Source organism: Cellulomonas sp. KRMCY2 (assembly GCF_000526515.1).
In the GTDB taxonomy this organism is placed as follows: Bacteria; Actinomycetota; Actinomycetes; order Actinomycetales; family Cellulomonadaceae; genus Actinotalea.
On sequence record NZ_JAGF01000001.1, the window covers coordinates 3,088,471 to 3,109,531 of the forward strand.

Annotated in this window: 19 protein-coding genes; 15 read left to right on the forward strand and 4 right to left on the reverse strand. The window is 72.1% G+C overall.

Going from position 1 to position 21,061, the window contains the following annotated elements; all coding sequences use genetic code 11:
- The first annotated feature begins 180 nt into the window (after positions 1-180).
- The 5 genes from mnmA (at position 181) to K415_RS0114565 (ending at position 5,821) form a co-directional block, all read left to right on the forward strand.
- Positions 181-1,281: a tRNA 2-thiouridine(34) synthase MnmA gene (gene mnmA / locus K415_RS0114545; protein WP_029663853.1), complete on the forward strand. Its 1,101-nt coding sequence runs from the start codon at positions 181-183 to the stop codon at positions 1,279-1,281.
- 7 nt (positions 1,282-1,288) lie between these two features.
- Positions 1,289-2,332 carry a hypothetical protein gene (locus tag K415_RS0114550; RefSeq protein ID WP_024287775.1) on the forward strand — a complete coding sequence of 348 codons (1,044 nt, stop codon included), beginning with the start codon at positions 1,289-1,291 and terminating at the stop codon, positions 2,330-2,332.
- A gap of 115 nt (positions 2,333-2,447) precedes the next feature.
- Positions 2,448-4,739, forward strand: coding sequence for an NAD-dependent DNA ligase LigA (ligA, locus tag K415_RS0114555; protein WP_024287776.1), 2,292 nt, complete (start codon positions 2,448-2,450; stop codon positions 4,737-4,739).
- 39 nt (positions 4,740-4,778) lie between these two features.
- Complete coding sequence (locus K415_RS0114560; protein WP_024287777.1) at positions 4,779-5,282, forward strand: GNAT family N-acetyltransferase; 504 nt, start codon at positions 4,779-4,781, stop codon at positions 5,280-5,282.
- Positions 5,283-5,371: 89 nt separating this feature from the next.
- Positions 5,372-5,821 carry a hypothetical protein gene (locus tag K415_RS0114565; protein ID WP_024287778.1) on the forward strand — a complete coding sequence of 150 codons (450 nt, stop codon included), beginning with the start codon at positions 5,372-5,374 and terminating at the stop codon, positions 5,819-5,821.
- A gap of 7 nt (positions 5,822-5,828) precedes the next feature.
- Here the strand turns inward: K415_RS0114565 and K415_RS0114570 are convergent, their stop codons facing one another.
- Both K415_RS0114570 and K415_RS0114575 read right to left on the reverse strand, forming a co-directional pair.
- Positions 5,829-6,482 (reverse strand): response regulator transcription factor, encoded by a 654-nt coding sequence (locus K415_RS0114570; RefSeq protein ID WP_024287779.1) that lies wholly within the window; start codon positions 6,480-6,482, stop codon positions 5,829-5,831.
- A gap of 88 nt (positions 6,483-6,570) precedes the next feature.
- Positions 6,571-7,893, reverse strand: coding sequence for a sensor domain-containing protein (locus tag K415_RS0114575; RefSeq protein ID WP_024287780.1), 1,323 nt, complete (start codon positions 7,891-7,893; stop codon positions 6,571-6,573).
- A gap of 94 nt (positions 7,894-7,987) precedes the next feature.
- Between K415_RS0114575 and gatC the strand changes: the two genes are divergently transcribed.
- The 5 genes from gatC to K415_RS0114600 are packed head-to-tail and all read left to right on the forward strand — an operon-like array spanning position 7,988 to position 12,937.
- Complete coding sequence (gene gatC, locus K415_RS0114580) at positions 7,988-8,284, forward strand: Asp-tRNA(Asn)/Glu-tRNA(Gln) amidotransferase subunit GatC (RefSeq protein WP_024287781.1); 297 nt, start codon at positions 7,988-7,990, stop codon at positions 8,282-8,284.
- Positions 8,284-9,864: an Asp-tRNA(Asn)/Glu-tRNA(Gln) amidotransferase subunit GatA gene (gene gatA / locus K415_RS0114585; protein ID WP_024287782.1), complete on the forward strand. Its 1,581-nt coding sequence runs from the start codon at positions 8,284-8,286 to the stop codon at positions 9,862-9,864. Before gatC ends, gatA begins: the two co-directional genes overlap by 1 nt.
- Positions 9,861-11,372, forward strand: a complete 1,512-nt coding sequence (gene gatB, locus K415_RS0114590) for an Asp-tRNA(Asn)/Glu-tRNA(Gln) amidotransferase subunit GatB (protein WP_024287783.1) — start codon at positions 9,861-9,863, stop codon at positions 11,370-11,372. The genes gatA and gatB overlap by 4 nt, the downstream gene beginning before the upstream one ends.
- A 36-nt stretch (positions 11,373-11,408) precedes the next feature.
- On the forward strand, positions 11,409-11,969 hold the full coding sequence (locus K415_RS0114595) for a GNAT family N-acetyltransferase (protein WP_024287784.1): 561 nt from the start codon (positions 11,409-11,411) through the stop codon (positions 11,967-11,969).
- Complete coding sequence (locus tag K415_RS0114600; protein WP_029663857.1) at positions 11,966-12,937, forward strand: 2-hydroxyacid dehydrogenase; 972 nt, start codon at positions 11,966-11,968, stop codon at positions 12,935-12,937. The genes K415_RS0114595 and K415_RS0114600 overlap by 4 nt, the downstream gene beginning before the upstream one ends.
- Positions 12,938-13,015: 78 nt before the next feature.
- Here K415_RS0114600 and K415_RS0114605 read toward each other — a convergent pair whose 3' ends face one another.
- Positions 13,016-14,020 carry a LacI family DNA-binding transcriptional regulator gene (locus K415_RS0114605; protein ID WP_024287786.1) on the reverse strand — a complete coding sequence of 335 codons (1,005 nt, stop codon included), beginning with the start codon at positions 14,018-14,020 and terminating at the stop codon, positions 13,016-13,018.
- 110 nt (positions 14,021-14,130) lie between these two features.
- Between K415_RS0114605 and K415_RS0114610 the strand changes: the two genes are divergently transcribed.
- From K415_RS0114610 to K415_RS0114620, 3 genes are read left to right on the forward strand one after another with little or no spacing between them, the layout of a single operon-like run.
- Positions 14,131-15,432 carry an ABC transporter substrate-binding protein gene (locus tag K415_RS0114610; RefSeq protein WP_024287787.1) on the forward strand — a complete coding sequence of 434 codons (1,302 nt, stop codon included), beginning with the start codon at positions 14,131-14,133 and terminating at the stop codon, positions 15,430-15,432.
- A 5-nt stretch (positions 15,433-15,437) separates the two neighbouring features.
- Positions 15,438-16,481, forward strand: coding sequence for a carbohydrate ABC transporter permease (locus K415_RS0114615; protein ID WP_024287788.1), 1,044 nt, complete (start codon positions 15,438-15,440; stop codon positions 16,479-16,481).
- Positions 16,478-17,359, forward strand: a complete 882-nt coding sequence (locus tag K415_RS0114620; protein WP_024287789.1) for a carbohydrate ABC transporter permease — start codon at positions 16,478-16,480, stop codon at positions 17,357-17,359. The genes K415_RS0114615 and K415_RS0114620 overlap by 4 nt, the downstream gene beginning before the upstream one ends.
- A 117-nt stretch (positions 17,360-17,476) precedes the next feature.
- Here K415_RS0114620 and K415_RS0114625 read toward each other — a convergent pair whose 3' ends face one another.
- Positions 17,477-18,325: a MerR family transcriptional regulator gene (locus K415_RS0114625; RefSeq protein WP_081785250.1), complete on the reverse strand. Its 849-nt coding sequence runs from the start codon at positions 18,323-18,325 to the stop codon at positions 17,477-17,479.
- Positions 18,326-18,521: 196 nt separating this feature from the next.
- Here K415_RS0114625 and K415_RS0114630 point away from each other — a divergent pair, with 196 nt between their 5' ends.
- Both K415_RS0114630 and ilvD read left to right on the forward strand, forming a co-directional pair.
- Positions 18,522-19,187 (forward strand): 4a-hydroxytetrahydrobiopterin dehydratase, encoded by a 666-nt coding sequence (locus K415_RS0114630; RefSeq protein WP_024287791.1) that lies wholly within the window; start codon positions 18,522-18,524, stop codon positions 19,185-19,187.
- A 52-nt stretch (positions 19,188-19,239) separates the two neighbouring features.
- Positions 19,240-20,955 (forward strand): dihydroxy-acid dehydratase, encoded by a 1,716-nt coding sequence (gene ilvD, locus K415_RS0114635; RefSeq protein ID WP_024287792.1) that lies wholly within the window; start codon positions 19,240-19,242, stop codon positions 20,953-20,955.
- Positions 20,956-21,061: the final 106 nt, after the last annotated feature.

A 21,061-nucleotide genomic window follows, 5' to 3' on the forward strand; every position in this document is an offset into this window, starting at 1 on the left:
CCCCCTGGGTAGGCACCTGCTGCGAGGCCAGCGCTACCCGACAATTCTGACACCGGGACGGCGTCCGTGACCGGCGAATCCGCTCCTTGGGTCGCGCGGCAGGCGGGCTGACGGGCCGGGCGCCCACGGTCCCGCAACCCACCCGTCACCCGTCGAGCGACCGCCACGTACCCTTGCCCCATGCGTGTGCTGGCAGCCCTCTCCGGGGGCGTGGACTCCGCTGTGGCCGCCGCCCGTGCGGTCGACGCGGGGCACGACGTCGTCGGCGTGCACATGGCCCTGTCGCGCAACCGTCAGGAGTACCGGACCGGCTCGCGCGGCTGCTGCTCGATCGAGGACGCCGGTGATGCGCGCCGCGCCGCGGACGTGCTCGGCATCCCCTACTACGTGTGGGACCTGTCCGAGAAGTTCGAGCAGACAGTGGTCGCGGACTTCCTGGCCGAGTACGAGGCCGGCCGCACCCCCAACCCGTGCGTCCGCTGCAACGAGCACATCAAGTTCGAGGCGCTCCTGGACAAGGGTGTCGCGCTCGGCTTCGACGCCGTCTGCACCGGCCACTACGCCCGCATCGAGCTGCACGAGGACGGCACCCGCGAGCTGCACCGGGCCGTCGACCTGGCCAAGGACCAGTCCTACGTGCTGGCGGTGATGGGCCCGGACCGGCTCGCCCGCGCCATGTTCCCGCTCGGCGAGGTCGCCTCGAAGGACGACGTCCGGGCGGAGGCGGCGGTGCGCGGCCTCGGGGTCTCGGCCAAGCCGGACTCCTACGACATCTGCTTCGTGGCCGACGGCGACACCCAGGGGTTCCTGCACGAGCACCTCGGGATCCGGCCCGGTGAGGTGCTCGACACCGACGGGAACGTGGTCGGGCGGCACGAGGGCGCCTACGCGTTCACGGTCGGCCAACGGAAGGGTCTGGCCCTCGGCCGGCCGGCTCCGGACGGCCGTCCGCGCTACGTCCTGGACGTGCAGCCGGTTACCAACACGGTCGTCGTCGGGCCCGCCGAGCTGCTCACGGTGACCGGCATCGCCGCCGACCAGGCCGTGTGGTTCGTGTCGCCCGAGCCGGGCGCGTGGTTCGACTGCGCCGTGCAGGTCCGCGCCCACGGCGCACCCGTCCCGGGTCGCGCGACGGCCACCATCGACGACGCCGGGAAGCCTTCCGGCGTCGTGATCCAGCTGCACGAGGGTCTGCGGGGCGTCGCCCCGGGCCAGTCCGTCGTGCTCTACGACGGGACGCGCGTGCTCGGCCAGGCGACTGTGGGGTCCACGACACGATGAGCGACCGATGACCGGGGCCGGCGTGCTCGGACCCCTGCCGGGCACCAACGTGCTCGAGGCCCAGCGCACGATGTTCGGCGACCTCAGCGACCTGCCCGAGGGCGTCCTGGGCATGCCGTCCCTCGTCCAGCTGCCGCAGCGCGGCCCGGGCGGGGACTCGGTCGCACGCACCGCGGCGCTGCTCACCGAGATGCCGGTCGAGCTCGGGACGCACGGCTGGAAGCTCGCCGACCGGCCGGGGCGCGACCTCGAGCGCAGCCGCGCCATGCTCCGCGAGGACGTCGACACCCTCGCGATCACCGGCCACGACTGGACCGGGCCGCTCGTCGTGGCGATCCGCGGCCCGTGGACGCTCGCGGCGATCCTCTACCTGGCCCGCGGCGACCGGGTGCTCAGCGACCAGGGCGCCGTGCGCGAGCTGGTGTCCTCGCTCGCCGACGGGCTGGGCGTCTACCTCGCAGCCGTCCGGGCCTCCGTCCCGGGTGCGGAGATCACCGTCGTGCTGCGCGAGCCGATGCTGCCCGACGTCCTCGGCGGGGCGGTCGCGAGCTTCGCGGGCAACGGACGGCTCCGGACGGTCCGTGGTGAGGACGCCGCCGTCGCCCTGGGCGAGGTCGTCGCCGCCGCCCGGGCGGGCGGCGCGCACAGCGTCGTGGCGCACGGCGGGGCGCGGTTCGCGTCGCGCTCCCTGCGGACCCTCGCGGCGAGCGGGGCGGACGCCGTCGGGGTGGACGCCGTCGCGGTGCGCGGACCGCAGTGGGACCAGGTGGCCGAGCTCGTCGAGGGCGGGCAGCGGATCTGGTTCGGGCTGCCGCAGGACCGGCAGGGCAAGCCTGCGGACGTCGTCGCCCTCGCCGATCTGGTCTCCCGGCCGTGGACGGCCGTCGGCCTTCCGGCGAAGGGGCTCGACGACGTCGTCGTGCACGTCGAGACGTCCCGGAGCGTGGCCGGGGGAGACCTCGTGCTGCGCAAGCTGCAGGCCGTCCGGACGGCCATGGCGGCAACCGTGCGGGTCGCCGCCGAGCTCGCCGAGCGGGCCGACGCGGGCTGACGCCGGCTGACGCCGGCTGACGCGGGCTGACGCCGGCCCGCACGGGCTGACGCCACCCGGGGGCGGACGACGGCGCCGGGGGCGTCGTGTGGGTGCGGCACGCCATGATGTCCGGGTGAGCGAGCAGCCCCGGGACAGCCATGACATCGCCGACGCGGGCCTCGACGAGGCCGCCGCGCGCCACCGGTGGACCGAGCTCGCCGAGCAGGTCCGCGACCACCAGTTCGCGTACTACGTGCGGGACGCGCCCACGGTCAGCGACGCCGAGTACGACATCCTGCTGCGTCGCCTGAACGCGCTGGAGGACGCGCACCCGGAGCTGCGCACCCCCGACTCACCCACCCAGCTGGTCGGCGGCACGTTCTCGACCGACTTCGCCGCCGTCGACCACGTCGAGCGGATGCTGAGCCTCGACAACGCCTTCTCCGACGACGACGTCGCGGCCTGGGCCGAGCGGGTCCGGCGCGACATCACCGGGGCCGCGGGTGCCCCGGACCTGCACTACCTGTGCGAGCTGAAGATCGACGGTCTGGCCATCGCGCTCCTGTACGAGAACGGCCGCCTCGTCCGCGCCGCCACCCGCGGCGACGGGCGGACCGGTGAGGACGTCACGCTCAACGTCCGGACCATCCAGGGCATCCCGCACACGCTGGCCGGCGACGACCACCCCGAGCTGATCGAGGTGCGCGGCGAGGTGTTCCTGCCGGTCGAGGGCTTCGCGGAGCTCAACGCCGCCCAGGTGGCGGCCGGCAAGGCGCCGTTCGCCAACCCACGGAACTCGGCCGCCGGGTCGCTGCGCCAGAAGGATCCCAAGGTCACCGCCGCCCGTCCGCTGCGGATGCTGTGCCACGGCGTCGGCGCGCTGCGCTGGGCGGGTCACGAGCAGGCGACCGCCCGCCAGTCGGAGACCTACGACCTGCTCGCCACCTGGGGGCTGCCGGTCTCGACCCACACCCGGGTCGTCGAGGACCTCGCGGGCATCCAGACGATGATCGCGTACTACGGCGAGCACCGGCACGACGTCGAGCACGAGATCGACGGCATCGTGATCAAGGTCGACGAGACAGTGCTCCAGCGGCGGCTCGGCGCGACCAGCCGGGCGCCGCGCTGGGCCATCGCCTTCAAGTACCCGCCCGAGGAGGTCAACACCAAGCTCCTCGACATCCGGGTCAACGTCGGCCGGACCGGCCGGGTCACGCCCTACGGCGTCATGCAGCCCGTGCTCGTCGCGGGGTCGACCGTCGAGATGGCGACCTTGCACAACGCGAGCGAGGTCGAGCGCAAGGGCGTCCTGATCGGCGACACCGTCGTGCTGCGCAAGGCGGGCGACGTGATCCCCGAGATCGTCGGGCCGGTGGTCGAGCTGCGCGACGGCTCCGAGCACCCGTTCGTCATGCCGACGCACTGCCCCTCGTGCGGGACGCCGCTGGCGCCGTCCAAGGAGGGCGACGTCGACATCCGCTGCCCGAACGCCCGCTCGTGCCCGGCCCAGCTGCGCGAGCGGGTCGCGGCCCTCGCCGGGCGGGGCGCGCTGGACATCGAGGCGATGGGCGGGGAGGCGGCGATCGCCCTGACCGACCCCGAGCTGGGCCGGCCGACCGACCCGGCGCTCTACCGGCCCGGCGGCGAGGTCACCGCACCGCCGCCCGACGCGCTGCCGCCGAGGCAGGACGGCGTCCTGGTCGACGAGGGCGGCCTGTTCGACCTACGGGCCGCCGACCTGGCCGACGTCCGCGTCTGGCGCGAGATCAAGAAGGGCGGCGAGGGGACCGGGCTGTGGGAGGACCGGCTCTTCTTCTGGACCAAGCCGACCGCCAAGGTGCCGTCGAAGCCGTCGCAGAACACCGAGAAGCTCTTCGAGCAGCTCGAGCTCGCCAAGCAGCGGCCGCTGTGGCGCGTCCTGGTGGCGCTGTCGATCCGGCACGTGGGCCCGACGGCGGCGCGTGCGCTGGCCACGGCCTTCGGCTCGCTCGACGCGATCCGCGCCGCGGACGAGGCCGAGCTCGCCGCGGTCGAAGGCGTCGGCCCGACGATCGCGGCCGCCCTGCGCGACTGGTTCGCCGAGAAGTGGCACGTCGACATCGTCAACCGGTGGGCGGCCGCCGGGATGCGGATGGCCGACGAGCGCGACGCCACGGTCCCGCGCACCCTGGAGGACCTGACGGTCGTGGTGACCGGGTCGCTCGAGGGCTTCTCGCGGGACGGCGCCAAGGAGGCGATCATCGCCCGCGGTGGCAAGGCGGCCGGCAGCGTCTCGAAGAAGACCGACTACGTCGTCGTCGGGGAGAACGCGGGATCCAAGGAGGCCAAGGCCCGTGAGCTCGGGCTGCGGATCCTCGACGAGCAGGCCTTCGTCACGCTCCTCGACCGGGGACCGGAGGGTCTGGCTGACGAACCTGCGACCTGATGCTGCTCACCGGCCGACCTCGGAGGACAATGGGTGTCCATGACGATCATCGTGCGTCCCGTCGAGCCAGGCGACCTGATCCGGGTCGGAGAGCTGACTGCCCATGCCTACCTCGCGGACGGCCTGATCAGCGAGCAGGACGACTACTTCCAGGAGCTGCGGGACGCGCGGCGCCGGGCCGACGAGGCGAAGGTTCTGGTCGCGGTCGAGGACGAGCACGTCGTCGGCACCATCACCCTCGCCGGCCACGGCTCGCCGTACGCGGAGATCGCCGGACCGGGTGAGCTCGAGATCAGGATGCTCGCCGTCGACCCGGCCTTCCGGGGCAAGGGGGTCGGTGAGAAGCTCGTCCGGGCGGGCCTCGCGCTCGGTCTCGCCGAGGGCGCCCGGTCGATCATCCTGTCGACCATGCCGGGGATGCGCACGGCACGGCGGATGTACGAGCGGATCGGGCTGTACCGGGCCGCCGAACGGGACTGGCCGATCGGCGGCCAGACGATGCTCGTGTTCTCCACGAGCCGCGGTCCGACCGACGACGACTGACCGCTGGCTGACCGCCGACCGACACCGACGGACGACCGTCCCTCGGCGGCCGGTGTGGCGCCGGGCGACGACGGGCGCAGACTGGGGGCATGATCTCCCAGCACCTGGCCGAGGCACTGCGTGACGCAGGGGTCCGGTGGCAGCCCGCCGCCGGCGACCGATTCGTCATCCCGCAACCGGAGCTCGCCGGCGAGCTCTTCACGTTGAGCGAGATGACCATCGAGGCGCGGGACTACCCGACCGGCACGATCCTCGGCTTCAACGGCACCACGGAGTGGGCGATGGACTCCGTCGCGCAGGACGACACCCTGTGGATGCCACGCGAGGACCAGCTCCGCGAGCTCCTGGGCGGCGCCTTCATCGGCCTGACCCGTTCCGCCGTCGACCCGCTCGACGGCGACGAGGCCGTCCGGTACACCGTGACCCTGCAGACGCCCTCGGGCGGGGTCACGGAGCACGTCGCACAGGCGGCAGCCGACGCCTACGCCCTCGCGGTGCTCGCCCTGGTCGACCTGGCGGTGGGGGAGCGCAGCACCTGAGGGCCGGCTACGACCCCACGCCGCGCAGCCAGGCCAGGACAGCCAGCACGCGACGGTGGTGCCCCTGCGACGGCGGCAGGCCCAGCTTGGCGAAGACGTTGCCGACATGCTTCTCGACGGCGCCAGGACTGACGACGAGCGCGGTGGCGATCGCGGCGTTGGACCGTCCCTCGGCCATCAGCGCCAGCACCTCGCGCTCGCGCGGCGTGAGCGTCCCCAGCGGATCGACCGCGAGCCGGCCGACGAGCAGCTGGGCGACCACCTCGGGGTCCAGGGCCGAGCCACCCGCCGCGACCCGCGTGAGGGCGTCGTCGAGGGCCTCGAGATCCTGGACCCGATCCTTGAGCAGGTAGCCGACGCCACCGCGCCCGTCGGCGAGCAGGTCACGGGCGTAGGACCCCTCGACGTACTGCGAGAGCACCAGCACACCGAGGCCCGGAACCGCCTGCCGGGCCTGGACCGCTGCGCGCAGCCCGTCGTCGGTGAAGGTCGGTGGCATGCGCACGTCGATCACGGCGACGTCGGGCCGGTGCTCCACGACGGCCGGCACGATCGCGTCGGCGTGGTCCACCGCCGCGACGACCGCGTGGCCGGCCTCCTGAAGCAGCCGGACGAGCCCTTCCCTGAGCAGGACCGAGTCCTCCGCGAGCACGATGCGCATGGGCACACTATGGCGGTCCCCGGGGACGCGCCGCCGCGGGCGCGACGGTCGGGTCGCGTGCGCGACGGTCGGGTCGCGTGCGCGACGGTCAGGTCAGGGGCAGCTCGGCCACGACCGACGTCGGGCCCCCGACCGGGCTCACGAGGTCCAGCGTGCCGCCGAGTCCCGCGACCCGGTCGGCGAGGCCCGCCAGACCGTGCCCCTTGCCGAGCGCCGCGCCGCCGCGGCCGTCGTCGTGCACCTCGATGCGGAGCACCCCCGCGCCGGTCGGTAGATACCTGACCCGGACGGTCGCCGACGTCGCGGCGGCGTGCTTGGCGGTGTTGGCCAGAGCCTCGCTCGCGACGAAGTAGGCGGCGTTCTCGATCGCGGGCGTCGGGCGCTCGGCCGGCAGGTCGACCTCGACCGAGGTCGGCACGCTCGACCTGGCCGCGACAGCGGTCAGCGCGGCGGCAAGCCCACGGTCGGCCAGGATCGGTGGCGCGATCCCGCGGGACAGCGCCCGGAGCTCGGTGAGCGTCTCAGCGGCGAGGGCGCGCGCCCCGGCGAGCAGCTCCCGCGCAGCGGCCGGGTCGTCCTCGAGCGTCCGCTCTGCCGAGGACAGATCCATCCCGAGCCGGACCAGGCGCTGCTGGGGACCGTCGTGGATGTCGCGCTCGAGACGCCGCAGGGACTGCGCCTCGGCGGCCGCCGCCGCTGACCGGCGCGCGTTGAGCTCGTCGACCTGGGCCGCCAGGGCCTGGCGCGAGGCGCCGGTGAGCAGGAGCCGTGCCCATCCCGCATGGGCGGCCACGCAGCTGCGCAGCACGGGGACGAGCGTCGCGGCGAAGAACAGGCCGATCAGGAGGTTCAGGGCGGAGTCGCTGAGCGGCAGGTCGAGCAGGTCGACCAGGGTCGTGCTCGTGTCGGGGCTCGGCAGCCAGCGCTCCCAGAACCAGTAGGTCAGGCCGCCGAGGGCCCCGGCCCACCAGGTCACCGCGATGCTCCACGTCGCGACGGACAGCGGCAGGGCGCCGACGCCGTGCAGCACCGCGGCCCACCGGCGTGGGTCCCTGAGCACGCCGACCATGCGACGCAGCCCGGTGCCCTCCGGCGGCGCGTAGACCACAGGTTCCAGGGTGGTGCCGCGGGCGCCGAGCCGGGCTCGCTCGGCGCGCTCGAAGCCGACGGCGAGGGCGAGGGTCGCGACCGCCACCGGGATCCCGATCACGGTGACCAGGAGGCCCGCCGCGAGCGAGATCCCCGTGATGAGCAGGGTGAACGACACGATGGCCACCGGCAGCGTCGCCAACAGGTAGGCGCTGTCCCGGCCCAGCTGCTGCAGGGCGGAAGGGTCGGCCGGGTCGGGGGAGGAGGCGGACGGGTCCGAGCCGGCGATGTCGTCGGCTCCGGGGTACGGGAGGTGGCTCATGACTCGATCCTGGTGACGGCGGCGCGTCCGCACGATCCTGCTGCCTGGCCGGTCCAGGGTAGGGCTCACCCCACCCCCCACTAGACTCGGCGCCATGTCCACCATCTCCCGCGAGGAGGTCGCACGCCTTGCGGCCCTTGCCAGGATCGACCTGACCGATGCCGAGCTGACGCGCTTGGCCGGCGAGCTCGACGTGATCGTCGAGTCCGTCGCCCGGGTCAGCGAGATCGCCACCGCCGACGTGCCCGCCACGAGCCATCCGCTGCCGCTGACCAACGTCTACCGCGAGGACCTCGCCGAGGAGCCGCTGCCGGTCGCCGACGTGCTCGCCGGTGCGCCCGCGACCGAAGGCACCCGGTTCGCCGTGCCGCAGATCCTCGAGGAGGACTGATGACCGACAGCACCGGGCGCGCCCCGAGCGCCGACCTCACCCGCCGCACCGCGGCCGAGCTCGCGACGGCCCTGCGCTCCCGTGAGGTGAGCAGCGTGGAGGTCACGCAGGCCCACCTGGACCGGATCGCCGCGGTCGACGGCGCCGTGCACGCCTTCCTGCACATCGCGTCCGACGAGGCGCTGGCCACGGCCCGCGACGTCGACGCGCGTCGCGCGGCGGGCGAGGACCTGCACCCGCTCGCCGGGGTGCCGATCGCCGTCAAGGACATCGTCGTGACCAAGGGCCTGCCGACGACGGCGGGCTCCAAGATCCTGGAGGGCTGGATCCCGCCCTACGACGCGACGATCGTCGAGCGCCTGCACGCCGCCGGGCTGCCGATCCTCGGCAAGACGAACATGGACGAGTTCGCGATGGGCTCGTCGACCGAGCACTCCGCGTACGGCAACACGCACAACCCGTGGGACCTGGACCGGATCCCCGGTGGCTCGGGCGGCGGCAGCGCAGCAGCCGTCGGTGCGTACGAGGCGCCGCTGGCGATCGGCACCGACACCGGTGGCTCGATCCGTCAGCCGGCCGCCGTGACCGGGACCGTCGGGGTCAAGCCCACCTACGGCGGGGTCTCCCGGTACGGCCTCATCGCGCTCGCCTCGAGCCTCGACCAGGCGGGCCCGGTCACCCGGTCCGTGCTCGACTCCGCGCTGCTGCACGAGGTCATCGGTGGGCACGACCGACGCGACTCGACGTCGCTGCCGGACGCCCTGCCGGCGCTCGTCGAGGCGGCACGGACCGGCGCCGGCGGTGACCTCACCGGGGTGCGGGTCGGCGTCGTGCACGAGCTCAACGGCGAGGGCTACCAGGCCGGCGTGCGCGCGCGCTTCGAGGAGTCCCTGGACCTGCTCCGCAGCGCGGGCGCCGACGTCGTCGAGGTCTCGTGCCCGCACTTCACCTACGCCTTGGCGGCCTACTACCTGATCCTGCCGGCCGAGGCGTCGAGCAACCTCGCCAAGTTCGACGGCATGCGCTTCGGCCTGCGCGTCGAGCCGACCGACGGACCGATCACCGCCGAGCACGTGATGGGTGCGACCCGTGGGCAGGGCTTCGGCGACGAGGTCAAGCGCCGCATCATCCTGGGCACCTACGCGCTGTCCGCCGGCTACTACGACGCCTACTACGGCAGTGCGCAGAAGGTCCGCACCCTGATCCAGCGGGACTTCGCGGCCGCCTTCGAGCAGGCCGACGTCCTGGTCTCGCCGACCGCACCGACCACCGCGTTCAGGCTCGGCGAGAAGCTCGACGACCCGCTCGCGATGTACCTCAACGACGTCGCGACCATCCCGGCGAACCTCGCCGGCGTCCCCGGGATGTCCCTGCCGAGCGGCCTGTCGGACGACGGCCTGCCGGTCGGCTTCCAGATCCTGGCACCGGCGCGGGCCGACGACCGGCTCTACCGGGTCGGCGCCGCGCTCGAGATGCTGCTCGAGCGCCGCTGGGGCGGGCCGCTGCTGAGCCTGGCCCCCGAGCTTCCGACCGGTGTGCCGCTGACCGGTGTGCCGCTGACCGAGGGGACGACCCGATGAGCACCGTGACCACCCCCCTCGTCGACTACGACGACGCCGTCGCGCGCTACGACCCCGTCATCGGGATCGAGGTGCACGTCGAGCTGGGCACCGTGAGCAAGATGTTCTGCACCGCGCCGACCGTGTTCGGTGCCGAGCCCAACACGCAGGTCTCGCCGGTGTCCCTCGGGCTGCCGGGCGCCCTGCCGGTGCTCAACCGGACCGCCGTCGAGTCCGCCATCAAGATCGGTCTCGCGCTCAACTGCCAGATCGCCGAGGTGTGCCGCTTCGCGCGGAAGAACTACTTCTACCCCGACGTCCCGAAGAACTTCCAGACCTCGCAGTACGACGAGCCGATCGCCTACGAGGGCTACCTGGACATCGAGCTCGACGACGGCACCGAGTTCCGCGTCGAGATCGAGCGCGCCCACATGGAGGAGGACGCCGGCAAGAACCTCCACGTGGGAGGGGCGACCGGCCGGATCCACGGCGCGGAGTACTCGCTGGTCGACTACAACCGGGCCGGCATCCCGCTCGTGGAGATCGTCACCAAGCCGATCACCGGGGTGGGGGACCGCGCGCCGGAGATCGCCCGCGCGTACGTGCTGGCGCTGCGGGACATCTTCCGCGCGCTCGAGGTCTCCGAGGCCAGGATGGAGCGCGGGAACGTCCGCGCCGACGTCAACGTGTCCCTGCGACCGACGTCGGAGTCCCCGCTGGGCACCAGGACCGAGACCAAGAACGTCAACAGCTTCCGCTCGGTCGAGCGCGCGGTCCGCTTCGAGATCTCCCGGCAGGCCGGGATCCTCGACGCGGGCGGCAGCATCGTCCAGGAGACGCGGCACTGGCACGAGGACACCGGCGTGACCACGCCCGGGCGGATCAAGTCCGACGCCGACGACTACCGGTACTTCCCCGAGCCGGACCTGGTGCCGGTCGCACCGAGCCGTGAGTGGGTCGAGCAGATCCGTGCGACCCTGCCCGAGGCGCCGGCGCTCCGCCGTCGCCGGCTGCAGGTCGAGTGGGGCTACGCCGACGCCGAGATGCGCGACGTGGTCAACGCCGGCGCGATCGAGCTGATCGAGGCCACGATCGTCGCCGGTGCGGCGCCGGCCGCAGCCCGCAAGTGGTGGATGGGTGAGCTCGCCAGGACGGCGAACACCGACGGCATCGACCTCGCCGAGCTGCCGGTCACCCCCGAGCAGATCGGCGAGCTGCAGCGTCTGGTCGACTCCGGCCGGCTCAACGACAAGCTCGCCCGGCAGGTGCTCTCCGGGGTGCTCGCCGGCGAGGGTTCGCCCGAGCAGGTCGTCGTCGCGCGCGGCCTGGGCGTCGTCTCGGACGACGGTGCGCTGATCGCCGCCGTCGACGACGCACTGGCCGCGCAGCCGGACATCGCGGCGAAGGTGCGCGGCGGGAACCTCGGACCGATCGGCTCGATCATCGGTGCCGTCATGAAGGCGACCCGGGGGCAGGCCGACGCCGGTCGGGTCCGCGAGATCGTGCTCGAGCGGATCAGCCAGAGCTGACCCGCGCAGGGGCCCGACCGACGACCGGAGGAACCGATGGACAAGCCGGTGCTGCGCGGCGAGATGGTCGTGCTGCGACCCATCCGCGCCGATGACGCCGACGCCATGTGGGAGATGGTCAACGACCCGGAGGGCATGCGCCTGACCGGGACGACGACCGTCTTCAGCAGGGACCAGGTGGACCGGTGGTGCGCCGGGGTCTCCGCGCGGGAAGACCGGCTCGACCTGGCCATCACGCACGGCACCGACGAGTACCTCGGCGAGATCGTGCTCAACGAGATGGATGCGTACGCCCGCAGCGCGAACCTGCGCCTGGTGCTGCGACCGGGACAGCGGGGCCGGGGCTTCGGCGGTGAGGCGATCTCGCTCGTCCTGGGTCATGCCTTCGCCGAGCCCCCCGAAGGTCTCGGGCTGCACCGGGTGTCCCTCGACGTCCTGAGCATCAACCCCCGTGCCCGGATGCTCTACGAGAGCCTCGGCTTCGTGGTCGAGGGCCGGCTCCGCGAGAGCCACCGCGACGGCGACTTCTGGTGCGACAGCATCGTCATGGCCGTCCTCGAGGACGACTTCCGTGCGGCCCAGGCCACCTCCGCGTGAGCGCCGGAGGCCCGGCTCGGCTGACGGTGACCCTTGCCCATGCCGACCTGCTCGAGGCCGTCGGCCACCGGCTCGCCGGCCAGGGCGACCAGGCGGCGGTCCGGCTCGTGCCCTGGGACATGCGCGGACCGCTGCCGGGCGGGACCGACCCGGCGGAGGTCGACGTCGTCGTCGTCCCGAACTACTTCGTCACTCCCGATGGGCTGCGCCGCCTGCGTGACCTGCCGAACCTGCGCGTGATCCAGCTGCCCAGCGCGGGCTACGAGCACGCCGTGGCGTACGTCCCGGCCGGGGTCACGCTGTGCAACGGGCGCGGGGTGCACGATGCCGGGACCGCGGAGCTCGCCGTGGCACTGACGCTCGCCTCCCAGCGCGGGGTCGACGACGCGGTCCGGGCCATGGCGCAGGGCCGGTGGGCGCCGGTGCACCGGTCGTCGCTCGCCGACCGTCGGGTCATGGTGCTGGGCGCCGGGTCGATCGGCGGGGCGATCGCCCGACGGCTCGAGGCGTTCGAGGTCGACGTCGTCCTGGTCGGCCGAAAGGCCCGCGACGAGGCGATCGGCCACGTGCACGGACGTGACGAGCTCGCCACCTTGGTGCCCACGGTCGACGTCGTCATCGTGATCGTGCCGCTCTCGCCGGAGACCGCCGGCCTCGTCGACGTGGAGTTCCTGGCGCGGATGCGCGACGGCGCCCTGCTGGTCAACGTCGCCCGCGGCAAGATCGTCGACACCGCGGCCCTGCTGGCCGAGGTGCGGTCCGGGCGGCTGCGCGCCGCGCTCGACGTCACCGACCCCGAGCCGCTGCCCGCCGACCATCCGCTGTGGCGGGCACCCGGTGTGATCATCACGCCGCACGTGGGCGGCTTCACCGACGCGACCACACCGCGGCTGGTCGGCCTGGTGCTCCGTCAGATCGGGCACCTGCTCGCCGGACGCGAGCCGGTCAACGTCGTCCTGCGGGCCTGAGGGTCCCGGCCCGACCTGCCGGGTCTGAGGGTTCGCTCTGACCGGCCGGGTCTGAGGGTCCCGCTCCGACCGGCCGGGTCAGATCGGCCGGCAGGACCGCCGCTCGACGAGCTCGGTGGGCAGGGTGATGTGGGTGCTGCCCTGCGTGGTCCCGTTCATCAGGCCGATCAGGAGCATGATCGCCTCCGAGCCCATCTGGCGGATCGGCTGGTTGATCGTCGTCAGGGGCGGCCGGGTCAGTGCCGACTCGGGGACGTTGTCGAACCCGATGATCGACACGTCCTGCGGCACGGACAGGCCGAGGGAGTACGCGACGTCCATGGTGCGGATCGCCGAGAGGTCGTTGGCCGCGAAGATCGCCGTCGGCCGCTCCCGCATGGTCAGCAGCTCGTGCGCGGGCTGGTCGGCGGTCTCCGGGCGGTAGCCGCCGACCCGCATCAGCGAGGGGTCGACAGCGATGCCGGCGTTGGCCAGCGCCTTGCGGTAGCCCTCCTCGCGCAGGCGGGCCGACTCGAGGTCCGACCGGCCGCCGAGGAAGCCGATCCGGCGGTGGCCGAGCGCCAGCAGGTGCTCGGTCGCCAGGACGGCGCCGCGCATGTTGTCCGAGTCGACCGTCGGGAGGCCGGTGGGGCCGGTGTGCGGGTCGACCGCGACCACCGGGATCCCGGGGTGCGCATCGACGACCGTCGGCGTGACGAGGATGGCGCCGTCGATCAGGGTGCCGCTGAGCCGGGAGAGGTAGCGCCGCTCCCAGCCCACGTTGCTGCCGTGCCGTCCGCCGCCGGAGTAGGCCAGGAGCTCGTAGCCCGTCCCGCCGACCGCTGCCGAGGTGCCCTTGAGCAGCTCGGTGCTGAACGGCTCGAACTCCGCGACGAGGATCCCGATCACGTTGGTGCGGTGGCTGCGCAGGCTGCGGGCGACCAGGCTCGACTCGTAGCCGAGCCTGTCGATGACCTCCTGGACCCTGACGGAGGTCGAGACGGCCACGCCGTAGCGGCCGTTCACCACCTTCGAGACGGTCGCCACGGAGACACCAGCGGTACGTGCCACATCGCTGATGGTCACTCTGCCCTGAGGTTCCACGCCTCGGAGCGTACCGTGTCGAAATCGATATCGAAAACGATTGACACTCCCAATTTCAGCGTGCCAGACTCGCCCCGTCCGAGCGTCGACGATGACTAAGGAACCGAATCATGGCGAGATTCCGAGCGCGATCAGCCGTCGCGCTGATCGCGAGTGCTGCTCTCCTGGCCGCATGCAGCGGCGGCACCACCGACGAGTCGGCTGCCGAAGGCGACGGCGGCGAGGACGGCGGCGGCAGCGACGTCACCATCACCTGGTGGCACAACTCCAACACCGACCCCGGCATGGGGTACTACGCGGAGGTGGCCGACAAGTTCGAGACCGACAACCCCGGCGTGACCATCGAGATCGAGGCCATGCCCCACGAGGACATGACCACCCAGCTGGAGGCCGCGTTCCAGTCCGGCAACATGCCCGACATCTACATGGAGCGTGGCGGTGGCGAGCTCCGTGCCCACGTCGCCGCGGGCCTGACCAAGGACATCTCCGAGGCGGCCGCCGAGACGATCGAGACCATCGGCGCGTCGGCCAACGGCTGGCAGGTCGACGGCAAGACCTACGGCCTGCCGTTCTCCCTGGGCGTCGTCGGCTTCTGGTACAACACCCAGATCTGGGCGGACAACGGCCTCGAGGCGCCGGCCACGTGGGACGACTTCTACGCGGCGATCGAGACCCTCAAGGCGGCCGGCGTCGCGCCGCTGTCCGTGGGTGCGGCCTCGTCCTGGCCGCTGGCCCACTACTACTACTACTTCGCGCTGCGCGAGTGCTCGCAGGAGACCGTCGAGACCGGTCTGGCCGAGTTCGACTTCTCCGACGGGTGCTGGACCAAGGCTGCGGACGACCTGAAGGTGTTCGTCGACTCCGAGCCGTTCAACGACGGCTTCCTCGCGACCGTCGCCCAGGAGGGCCCGACCTCGGCGTCCGGCCTGCTGGCCAACGGCCAGGTGTCCGCGGAGATGCAGGGACACTGGGAGCCCGGCGTCATGCAGGGCCTCAACGACGGTGAGCCCGTCGAGAACATCGACTGGTTCCCGTTCCCCGCGATCGAGGGTGGCGAGGGTGACGCCGCAGCCGCCATCGGTGGCGGCGACGCCTGGGCCGCTTCGGCGGACGCCCCGGACGAGGCGGTGGACTTCATGATCTACCTGCTCTCGGACGAGGTCCAGACCGGCTTCGCCGAGCTCAACATGGGCCTGCCGACCAACCCGAACGCCACGGGTGCCGTCGCCGACATGACGCTGGCCTCGCTGCTCGAGTTCCGTGAGGCCTCGCCGTACATCCAGCTGTACTTCGACACGGCGCTCGGCACGAACGTCGGCAACGCCATGAACGCGGCGGTCGTCAACGTGTTCGCGGGGGCAGACCCGGCGAGCATCATTGCCGACACGCAGGCGGCAGCTGAGCTGGAGTGACAGAAGTGGCAGACGAAGCGCCCGCCCGTAGCGGCGGAACCGCCTCGACTGCGACGCCGATCCCGACCGAGGCCGCTGGCAGCGCTCATGCGCTGCCGGCGGCCCCGGCACGGGCGGGGCGGCGCGGGACGAGACCAGGCCTGCGCAAGGGCCTCGAGATTGCCTTCTTCGTGACGCCGGCCCTGGTGGTCTTCTTCGGGTTCGTCATCTGGCCCGTCGGCAAAGCGATCCAGTACTCGATGTACAACTGGAAGGGCTACGGCCCGATGGTCGACTTCGTCGGCCTGAAGAACTTCGTGTACGTCCTGGGAAGCGAGGTGTTCCAGGCAGCGCTCGTCCACAACCTGGTCATCATCGTCGCGTCCATCGTGATCCAGCTGCCGCTGGGTCTGGCGCTCGCGCTGCTGCTCAACCGCAAGATCCGGGGCCGGAACCTGCTCCGGACGATCGTCTTCGTGCCGTATGTGCTGGCCGAGGTCGTCGCGGGCGTCATCTGGCGTCAGATGCTGCAGGCCGACTACGGGCTGCTCGAGACGATCTTCAACTTCGTCGGGATCCCGACCCCTCAGCAGGGCTTCATCGGCGACCCGGACTTCGCCCTGGGCGCCGTCATGGTGGTGCTCACCTGGAAGTACCTCGGGCTCGCCGTGGTGCTCTTCCTCGCCGGTCTCTCCGGTGTTCCCGAGGAGCTCAACGAAGCGGCGCAGATCGACGGCGCCACCTGGTGGCAGATCCAGCGCGGCATCACGCTCCCGCTGCTGGGTCCCACGGTCCGCCTGTGGGGCTTCCTGTCCATGATCGGTTCGATCCAGGTCTTCGACATGGTGTGGATCCTCACCCGCGGCGGCCCCGCCGAGTCGACGGCCACGATGGCCACGTTCCTGTATGGGTTCGGCGTCGACCGCAACCTCATCGGCGTCGCGTCCGCGGCCTCGGTCGTCCTGTTTGTCATCGCGCTCATCTTCGCCCTGACCTACCAGCGATTCATCCTGCGCAACGACCTCCGGGGTACGGACCTCGCGGCGCCGGGCAAGGGGAGGAAGCGATGAGCACGTCCACGCTCGAGAAGCAGGCCGTGCGCACCAGGCGGCCACGCCGCACCGAGGGATCCCGCCGGAGCAACCTCTTCGTCTACGCGATCGCCGCCGTCGTGGTGGCCGTCACGCTCGGTCCGGTGCTCTACGGGGTCCTGTCCGGCTTCCGCACCAACACGGACCTGTCGCGCAACCCGTCGGGGTGGCCGGAGGTCTTCACGCTCGCCAACTACACGAACATCCTCACCGGTGACCGCTTCTGGGGTTACGCCTTCAACTCCACCATGATCGCCCTCATCACGACCGCGATCGTGGTGGTGACCGGGATCATGGCCGCGTACCCGCTGGCTCGCTATCAGTTCCGGCTCCGCGAACCGCTGTACATGGTCTTCGTCCTCGGCCTCCTCTTCCCGGTCGCCGTGGCGGTGATCCCCCTGTTCATCATGATCACGAACGACCTGGGCTGGGGCGACACGTGGTGGGGGGTGGCGCTCCCGCAGGCGGCGTTCGCCCTGCCGACGACGGTCATCATCATGCGACCGTTCCTCGCGGCGCTGCCCAAGGAGCTGGAGGAGGCGGCCCTCATCGACGGCGCCTCCCGCATCGGCTTCTTCTGGCGGATCCTGCTCCCGCTGTCGGGGCCGGGCATGGTCACCGTCGGCGTCCTGGCGTTCGTCGGTTCGTGGAACGCCTACCTGTTGCCGCTGCTGCTGCTGCGGGACGACACCATGAAGACCCTCCCGCTGGGCGTTGCCGACTTCTCCACCCGCTACGCGAGCGACATGGTCGGCATCTTCGCCTACACCTCGCTGGCGATGATCCCGGCGCTGGTGTTCTTCCTCGCCCTGCAGAACCGGATCGTCAACGGCCTGCAGGGCGCCGTGAAGGGCTGAGCCCGGCGCGCGCGTCCCGCCGCCGCTGCTCGGGTCCCGCCGAGCACGGCGGATCCCGGCCGGTCGCTTCCCCCTGCGGGGGAGCGACCGGCCGGAGGTCCGTCAGGCGAGCACCCGTCAGGCCATCCGGGTCGAGGCGTGGTGCTCGATCGCGTCACGCAGGTACACCGCGAGTCCCGGCGCCACGGCGTCGTAGGTCGCCGCGAACCGCTCGTCGTCGACGTACATCTGCCCCAGCCCGCGGTAGGCCTCCGCGGTCGGCGTCCAGAAGACGTCGATCTGCGCCCGGTGCCGGGCGACCATGTCCTGGACCCGGTCGTCGCTCACCGGCACGCCGTCGGCCATGAACGCGGCCAGCCCGGCGTTGACCGCGCGGCCCTCCTCGGCGAACGCGGCCTGCCCGTCTGGGCCGAGCCGCTCCCAGGCGCCGTTGCCGCGGTCGACGGCGTCGTCGCCCCAGCGGTCGCGCGCCTCGGCCTCGTACTGGCTGTTGTCGAACCCTGCGTAGAGGTCCTTCGCTGCCATGTCGTGCCCCCCTTCCAGGGACTCGATGGTGGAGGCGACGGTGGCCGCGAGCCGGTCGAACCGGTCCCGCTCGGCCACCAGGCGCTCGTGGTGCTCCCGGAGCAGCGCGACCCGGCGCGGGCCCGCGGACGGGCTCGACGCGGGTGACCCGTTCCCCGAGCCGTCGAGGATCTCCGCGACGGTCGGCAGGTCGACGTCGAGCTCCCGCAGGACGAGGATCTGCTGCAGTCGCAACAGCTCGTCGTGCCCGTAGAGCCGACGCCCCCCTGCGGCCACGTCGACCGGAGCCAGGAGCCCGATCGCGTCGTAGTGCCGCAGGGTGCGTGAGGTGACACCGGAGAGCCGTGCGAGGTCCCCGATGGTCCAGGTCCGCCTGCCGGCGGGGGTGCAGGCAGGGCTGCCGGCCGGCCTGCCGGCAGGTGTCGGAACCTGCTGGGACATCGGGATCACCTCGGTCTCTCGCGCCTCCTGGCGGCGGTCTCTCCGCCGTCCCGGCCGACTGTAGAAGTTGACGGTACGTCAACCGCAAGCCCGATGGCGAGAACTGCCTGGCGGGTGTCGGCCCCCGGTGCGACAGTGTCCCGATGACAGACCGCGCCCCGATGACAGACGGTGTCCCGATGACAGACGGTGTCCGATGATCACGCTCGATGCCGCAACGATCAGCGCCCGGGTCGACGAGCGGCACTGGCGTGTCCTGCTCGACAAGATCCACGCCACCTTCCGCACCGGGACCTTCGTGCGGGGTCTGGAGCTGGTCGATCGGGTCGCCGAGGCGGCTGAGCGGGCCGGTCACCATCCCGACGTCGACCTGCGCTACCCGACCGTGCACCTGGTCCTGGTCTCGCACGAAGACGGCGGGATGACCGAGCGGGACGTCGCGCTCGCGGCGGAGATCACTGCGATCGCCGACGAGCTCGGCATCGAGGCCGACCCTGCGGCACCCATGGCGCTCGAGATCGCGATCGACGCCCTGGACATCGCGTCGATCGCGCCGTTCTGGCACGCCGTCCTCGGGTACGAGGTCGAGCGGATCGATGCGGAGGACCCCTCGCCGGCCCTGGTCGACCCCGGCGGCATCGGGCCGGCCGTGTGGTTCCAGCAGATGGATGTCCCGCGGCCGCAGCGCAACCGGATCCACCTGGACGTGACCGTCCCGCACGACGTCGCGGTCGCGCGCGTAGCGGCCGCCATCGCCGCCGGCGGCCACCTCGTCAGCGACCGGCGCGCCCCGGCGTTCTGGGTCCTGGCAGACGCCGAGGGCAACGAGGCGTGCGTGTGCACCTGGCAGAGCAGGGGTTGAGGATCGGTGGGCGGCGGCCGTCCTGGAAGCCAGCCGTCCTAGACTCCGGATCATGAGCGAAGCCACCGCGCCGGAGCCCGTTGTCGACATCAAGCCCCGCAGCCGCACGGTCACCGACGGCCTGGAGGCCACGGCCGCGCGGGGCATGCTGCGGGCCGTCGGCCTCGGTGACGACGACTTCGCCAAACCGCAGATCGGCGTCGCCTCGTCCTGGAACGAGATCACCCCGTGCAACCTGTCGCTCGACCGGCTGGCCAAGGCAGCCAAGGCCGGGGTGCACGCGGCGGGCGGCTACCCGCTCGAGTTCGGCACCATCTCGGTCTCCGACGGCATCTCGATGGGCCATGAGGGGATGCACTTCTCGTTGGTCAGCCGCGACATCATCGCCGACTCCGTCGAGACGGTCATGCAGGCCGAGCGTCTGGACGGCTCCGTCCTGCTGGCCGGCTGTGACAAGTCGCTGCCTGGCATGCTCATGGCCGCCGCACGACTCGACCTGGCGAGCGTGTTCCTCTACGCCGGCTCGATCATGCCGGGCTTCGTGAGGCTCACCGACGGCACCGAGAAGGACGTCACGATCATCGACGCCTTCGAGGCGGTCGGCGCGTGCGCGCGGGGTCTGATGAGCCGCGAGGACGTCGACCTCATCGAGCGTGCGATCTGCCCGGGGGAGGGCGCCTGCGGTGGCATGTACACCGCGAACACGATGGCGTCCGTCGCCGAGGCGATCGGCATGTCGATCCCGGGGTCTGCAGCGCCGCCGTCCGCGGACCGTCGCCGCGACGTGTTCGCGCACAAGTCCGGCGAGGCGGTCGTCGGGCTGCTGCGCCAGGGGATCACGGCCCGCCAGATCATGACGAAGGAGGCGTTCGAGAACGCCATCGCCGTGGTGATGGCCTTCGGCGGGTCGACGAACGCCGTGCTGCACCTCCTGGCGATCGCGTACGAGGCGGAGGTCGACCTGACACTCGACGACTTCACGCGCGTGGCGGCACGCGTGCCGCACCTCGGCGACCTCAAGCCGTTCGGGCGGTACGTGATGAACGACGTCGACCGCATCGGCGGCGTGCCCGTCGTGATGAAGGCGCTGCTCGACGCCGGCCTGCTGCACGGGGACTGCCTGACGGTGACCGGCAAGACCGTCGCCGAGAACCTCGCCGACATCGCGCCGCCGGACCCGGACGGCAAGATCCTGCGGGCCATGGACAACCCCATCCACCGAACCGGCGGGATCACGATCCTGCGCGGATCGCTCGCACCGGACGGCGCAGTGGTCAAGTCCGCCGGCTTCGACTCCGACGTGTTCGAGGGGACCGCGCGTGTCTTCGACCGTGAGCGGGCCGCGATGGACGCGCTCGAGGACGGCACCATCGTGGCCGGCGACGTCGTGGTGATCCGCTACGAGGGCCCCAAGGGCGGCCCGGGCATGCGCGAGATGCTCGCCATCACCGGGGCGATCAAGGGCGCCGGCCTCGGCAAGGACGTCCTGCTGCTCACGGACGGGCGGTTCTCCGGCGGTACGACCGGTCTGTGCGTCGGGCACGTGGCGCCCGAGGCTGTCGACGCCGGCCCGATCGCCTTCGTCCGGAGCGGTGACCGGATCCGGCTCGACGTCGCCAACGCCACGCTCGACCTGCTGGTGGACGAGGACGAGCTGGCGCGCCGCAAGGTCGGCTGGACCCCGCTCGCACACGCCTACACGCGGGGCGTCCTCGCCCGGTACGCCAAGCTCGTCCAGTCGGCGTCCACGGGTGCCGTGCTCGCCTGAGGGTGGTGCTCGCCTGATAGTGGGGCTCGCCTGAGGATGGGGCCGAGCGACCGTGCCCACAAGGGACGTCTGTCCCATATGGCGGATCCGTGAACCACGATGTGAG

Excerpts from the sequence above, each read along its gene's own strand:
- mnmA (WP_029663853.1), top strand. The coding sequence starts at position 181 with ATGCGTGTGCTGGCAGCCCTCTCCGGGGGCGTGGACTCCGCTGTGGCC.
- ilvD (WP_024287792.1), top strand. The coding sequence starts at position 19,240 with ATGAGCGAAGCCACCGCGCCGGAGCCCGTTGTCGACATCAAGCCCCGC.
- K415_RS0114570 (WP_024287779.1), bottom strand. The coding sequence starts at position 6,482 with ATGCGCATCGTGCTCGCGGAGGACTCGGTCCTGCTCAGGGAAGGGCTC.
- K415_RS0114550 (WP_024287775.1), top strand. The coding sequence starts at position 1,289 with ATGACCGGGGCCGGCGTGCTCGGACCCCTGCCGGGCACCAACGTGCTC.
- K415_RS0114560 (WP_024287777.1), top strand. The coding sequence starts at position 4,779 with ATGACGATCATCGTGCGTCCCGTCGAGCCAGGCGACCTGATCCGGGTC.
- K415_RS0114630 (WP_024287791.1), top strand. The coding sequence starts at position 18,522 with ATGATCACGCTCGATGCCGCAACGATCAGCGCCCGGGTCGACGAGCGG.
- gatA (WP_024287782.1), top strand. The coding sequence starts at position 8,284 with ATGACCGACAGCACCGGGCGCGCCCCGAGCGCCGACCTCACCCGCCGC.
- gatB (WP_024287783.1), top strand. The coding sequence starts at position 9,861 with ATGAGCACCGTGACCACCCCCCTCGTCGACTACGACGACGCCGTCGCG.
- K415_RS0114625 (WP_081785250.1), bottom strand. The coding sequence starts at position 18,325 with ATGTCCCAGCAGGTTCCGACACCTGCCGGCAGGCCGGCCGGCAGCCCT.
- K415_RS0114610 (WP_024287787.1), top strand. The coding sequence starts at position 14,131 with ATGGCGAGATTCCGAGCGCGATCAGCCGTCGCGCTGATCGCGAGTGCT.
- K415_RS0114575 (WP_024287780.1), bottom strand. The coding sequence starts at position 7,893 with ATGAGCCACCTCCCGTACCCCGGAGCCGACGACATCGCCGGCTCGGAC.
- K415_RS0114565 (WP_024287778.1), top strand. The coding sequence starts at position 5,372 with ATGATCTCCCAGCACCTGGCCGAGGCACTGCGTGACGCAGGGGTCCGG.
- gatC (WP_024287781.1), top strand. The coding sequence starts at position 7,988 with ATGTCCACCATCTCCCGCGAGGAGGTCGCACGCCTTGCGGCCCTTGCC.
- K415_RS0114595 (WP_024287784.1), top strand. The coding sequence starts at position 11,409 with ATGGACAAGCCGGTGCTGCGCGGCGAGATGGTCGTGCTGCGACCCATC.
- K415_RS0114620 (WP_024287789.1), top strand. The coding sequence starts at position 16,478 with ATGAGCACGTCCACGCTCGAGAAGCAGGCCGTGCGCACCAGGCGGCCA.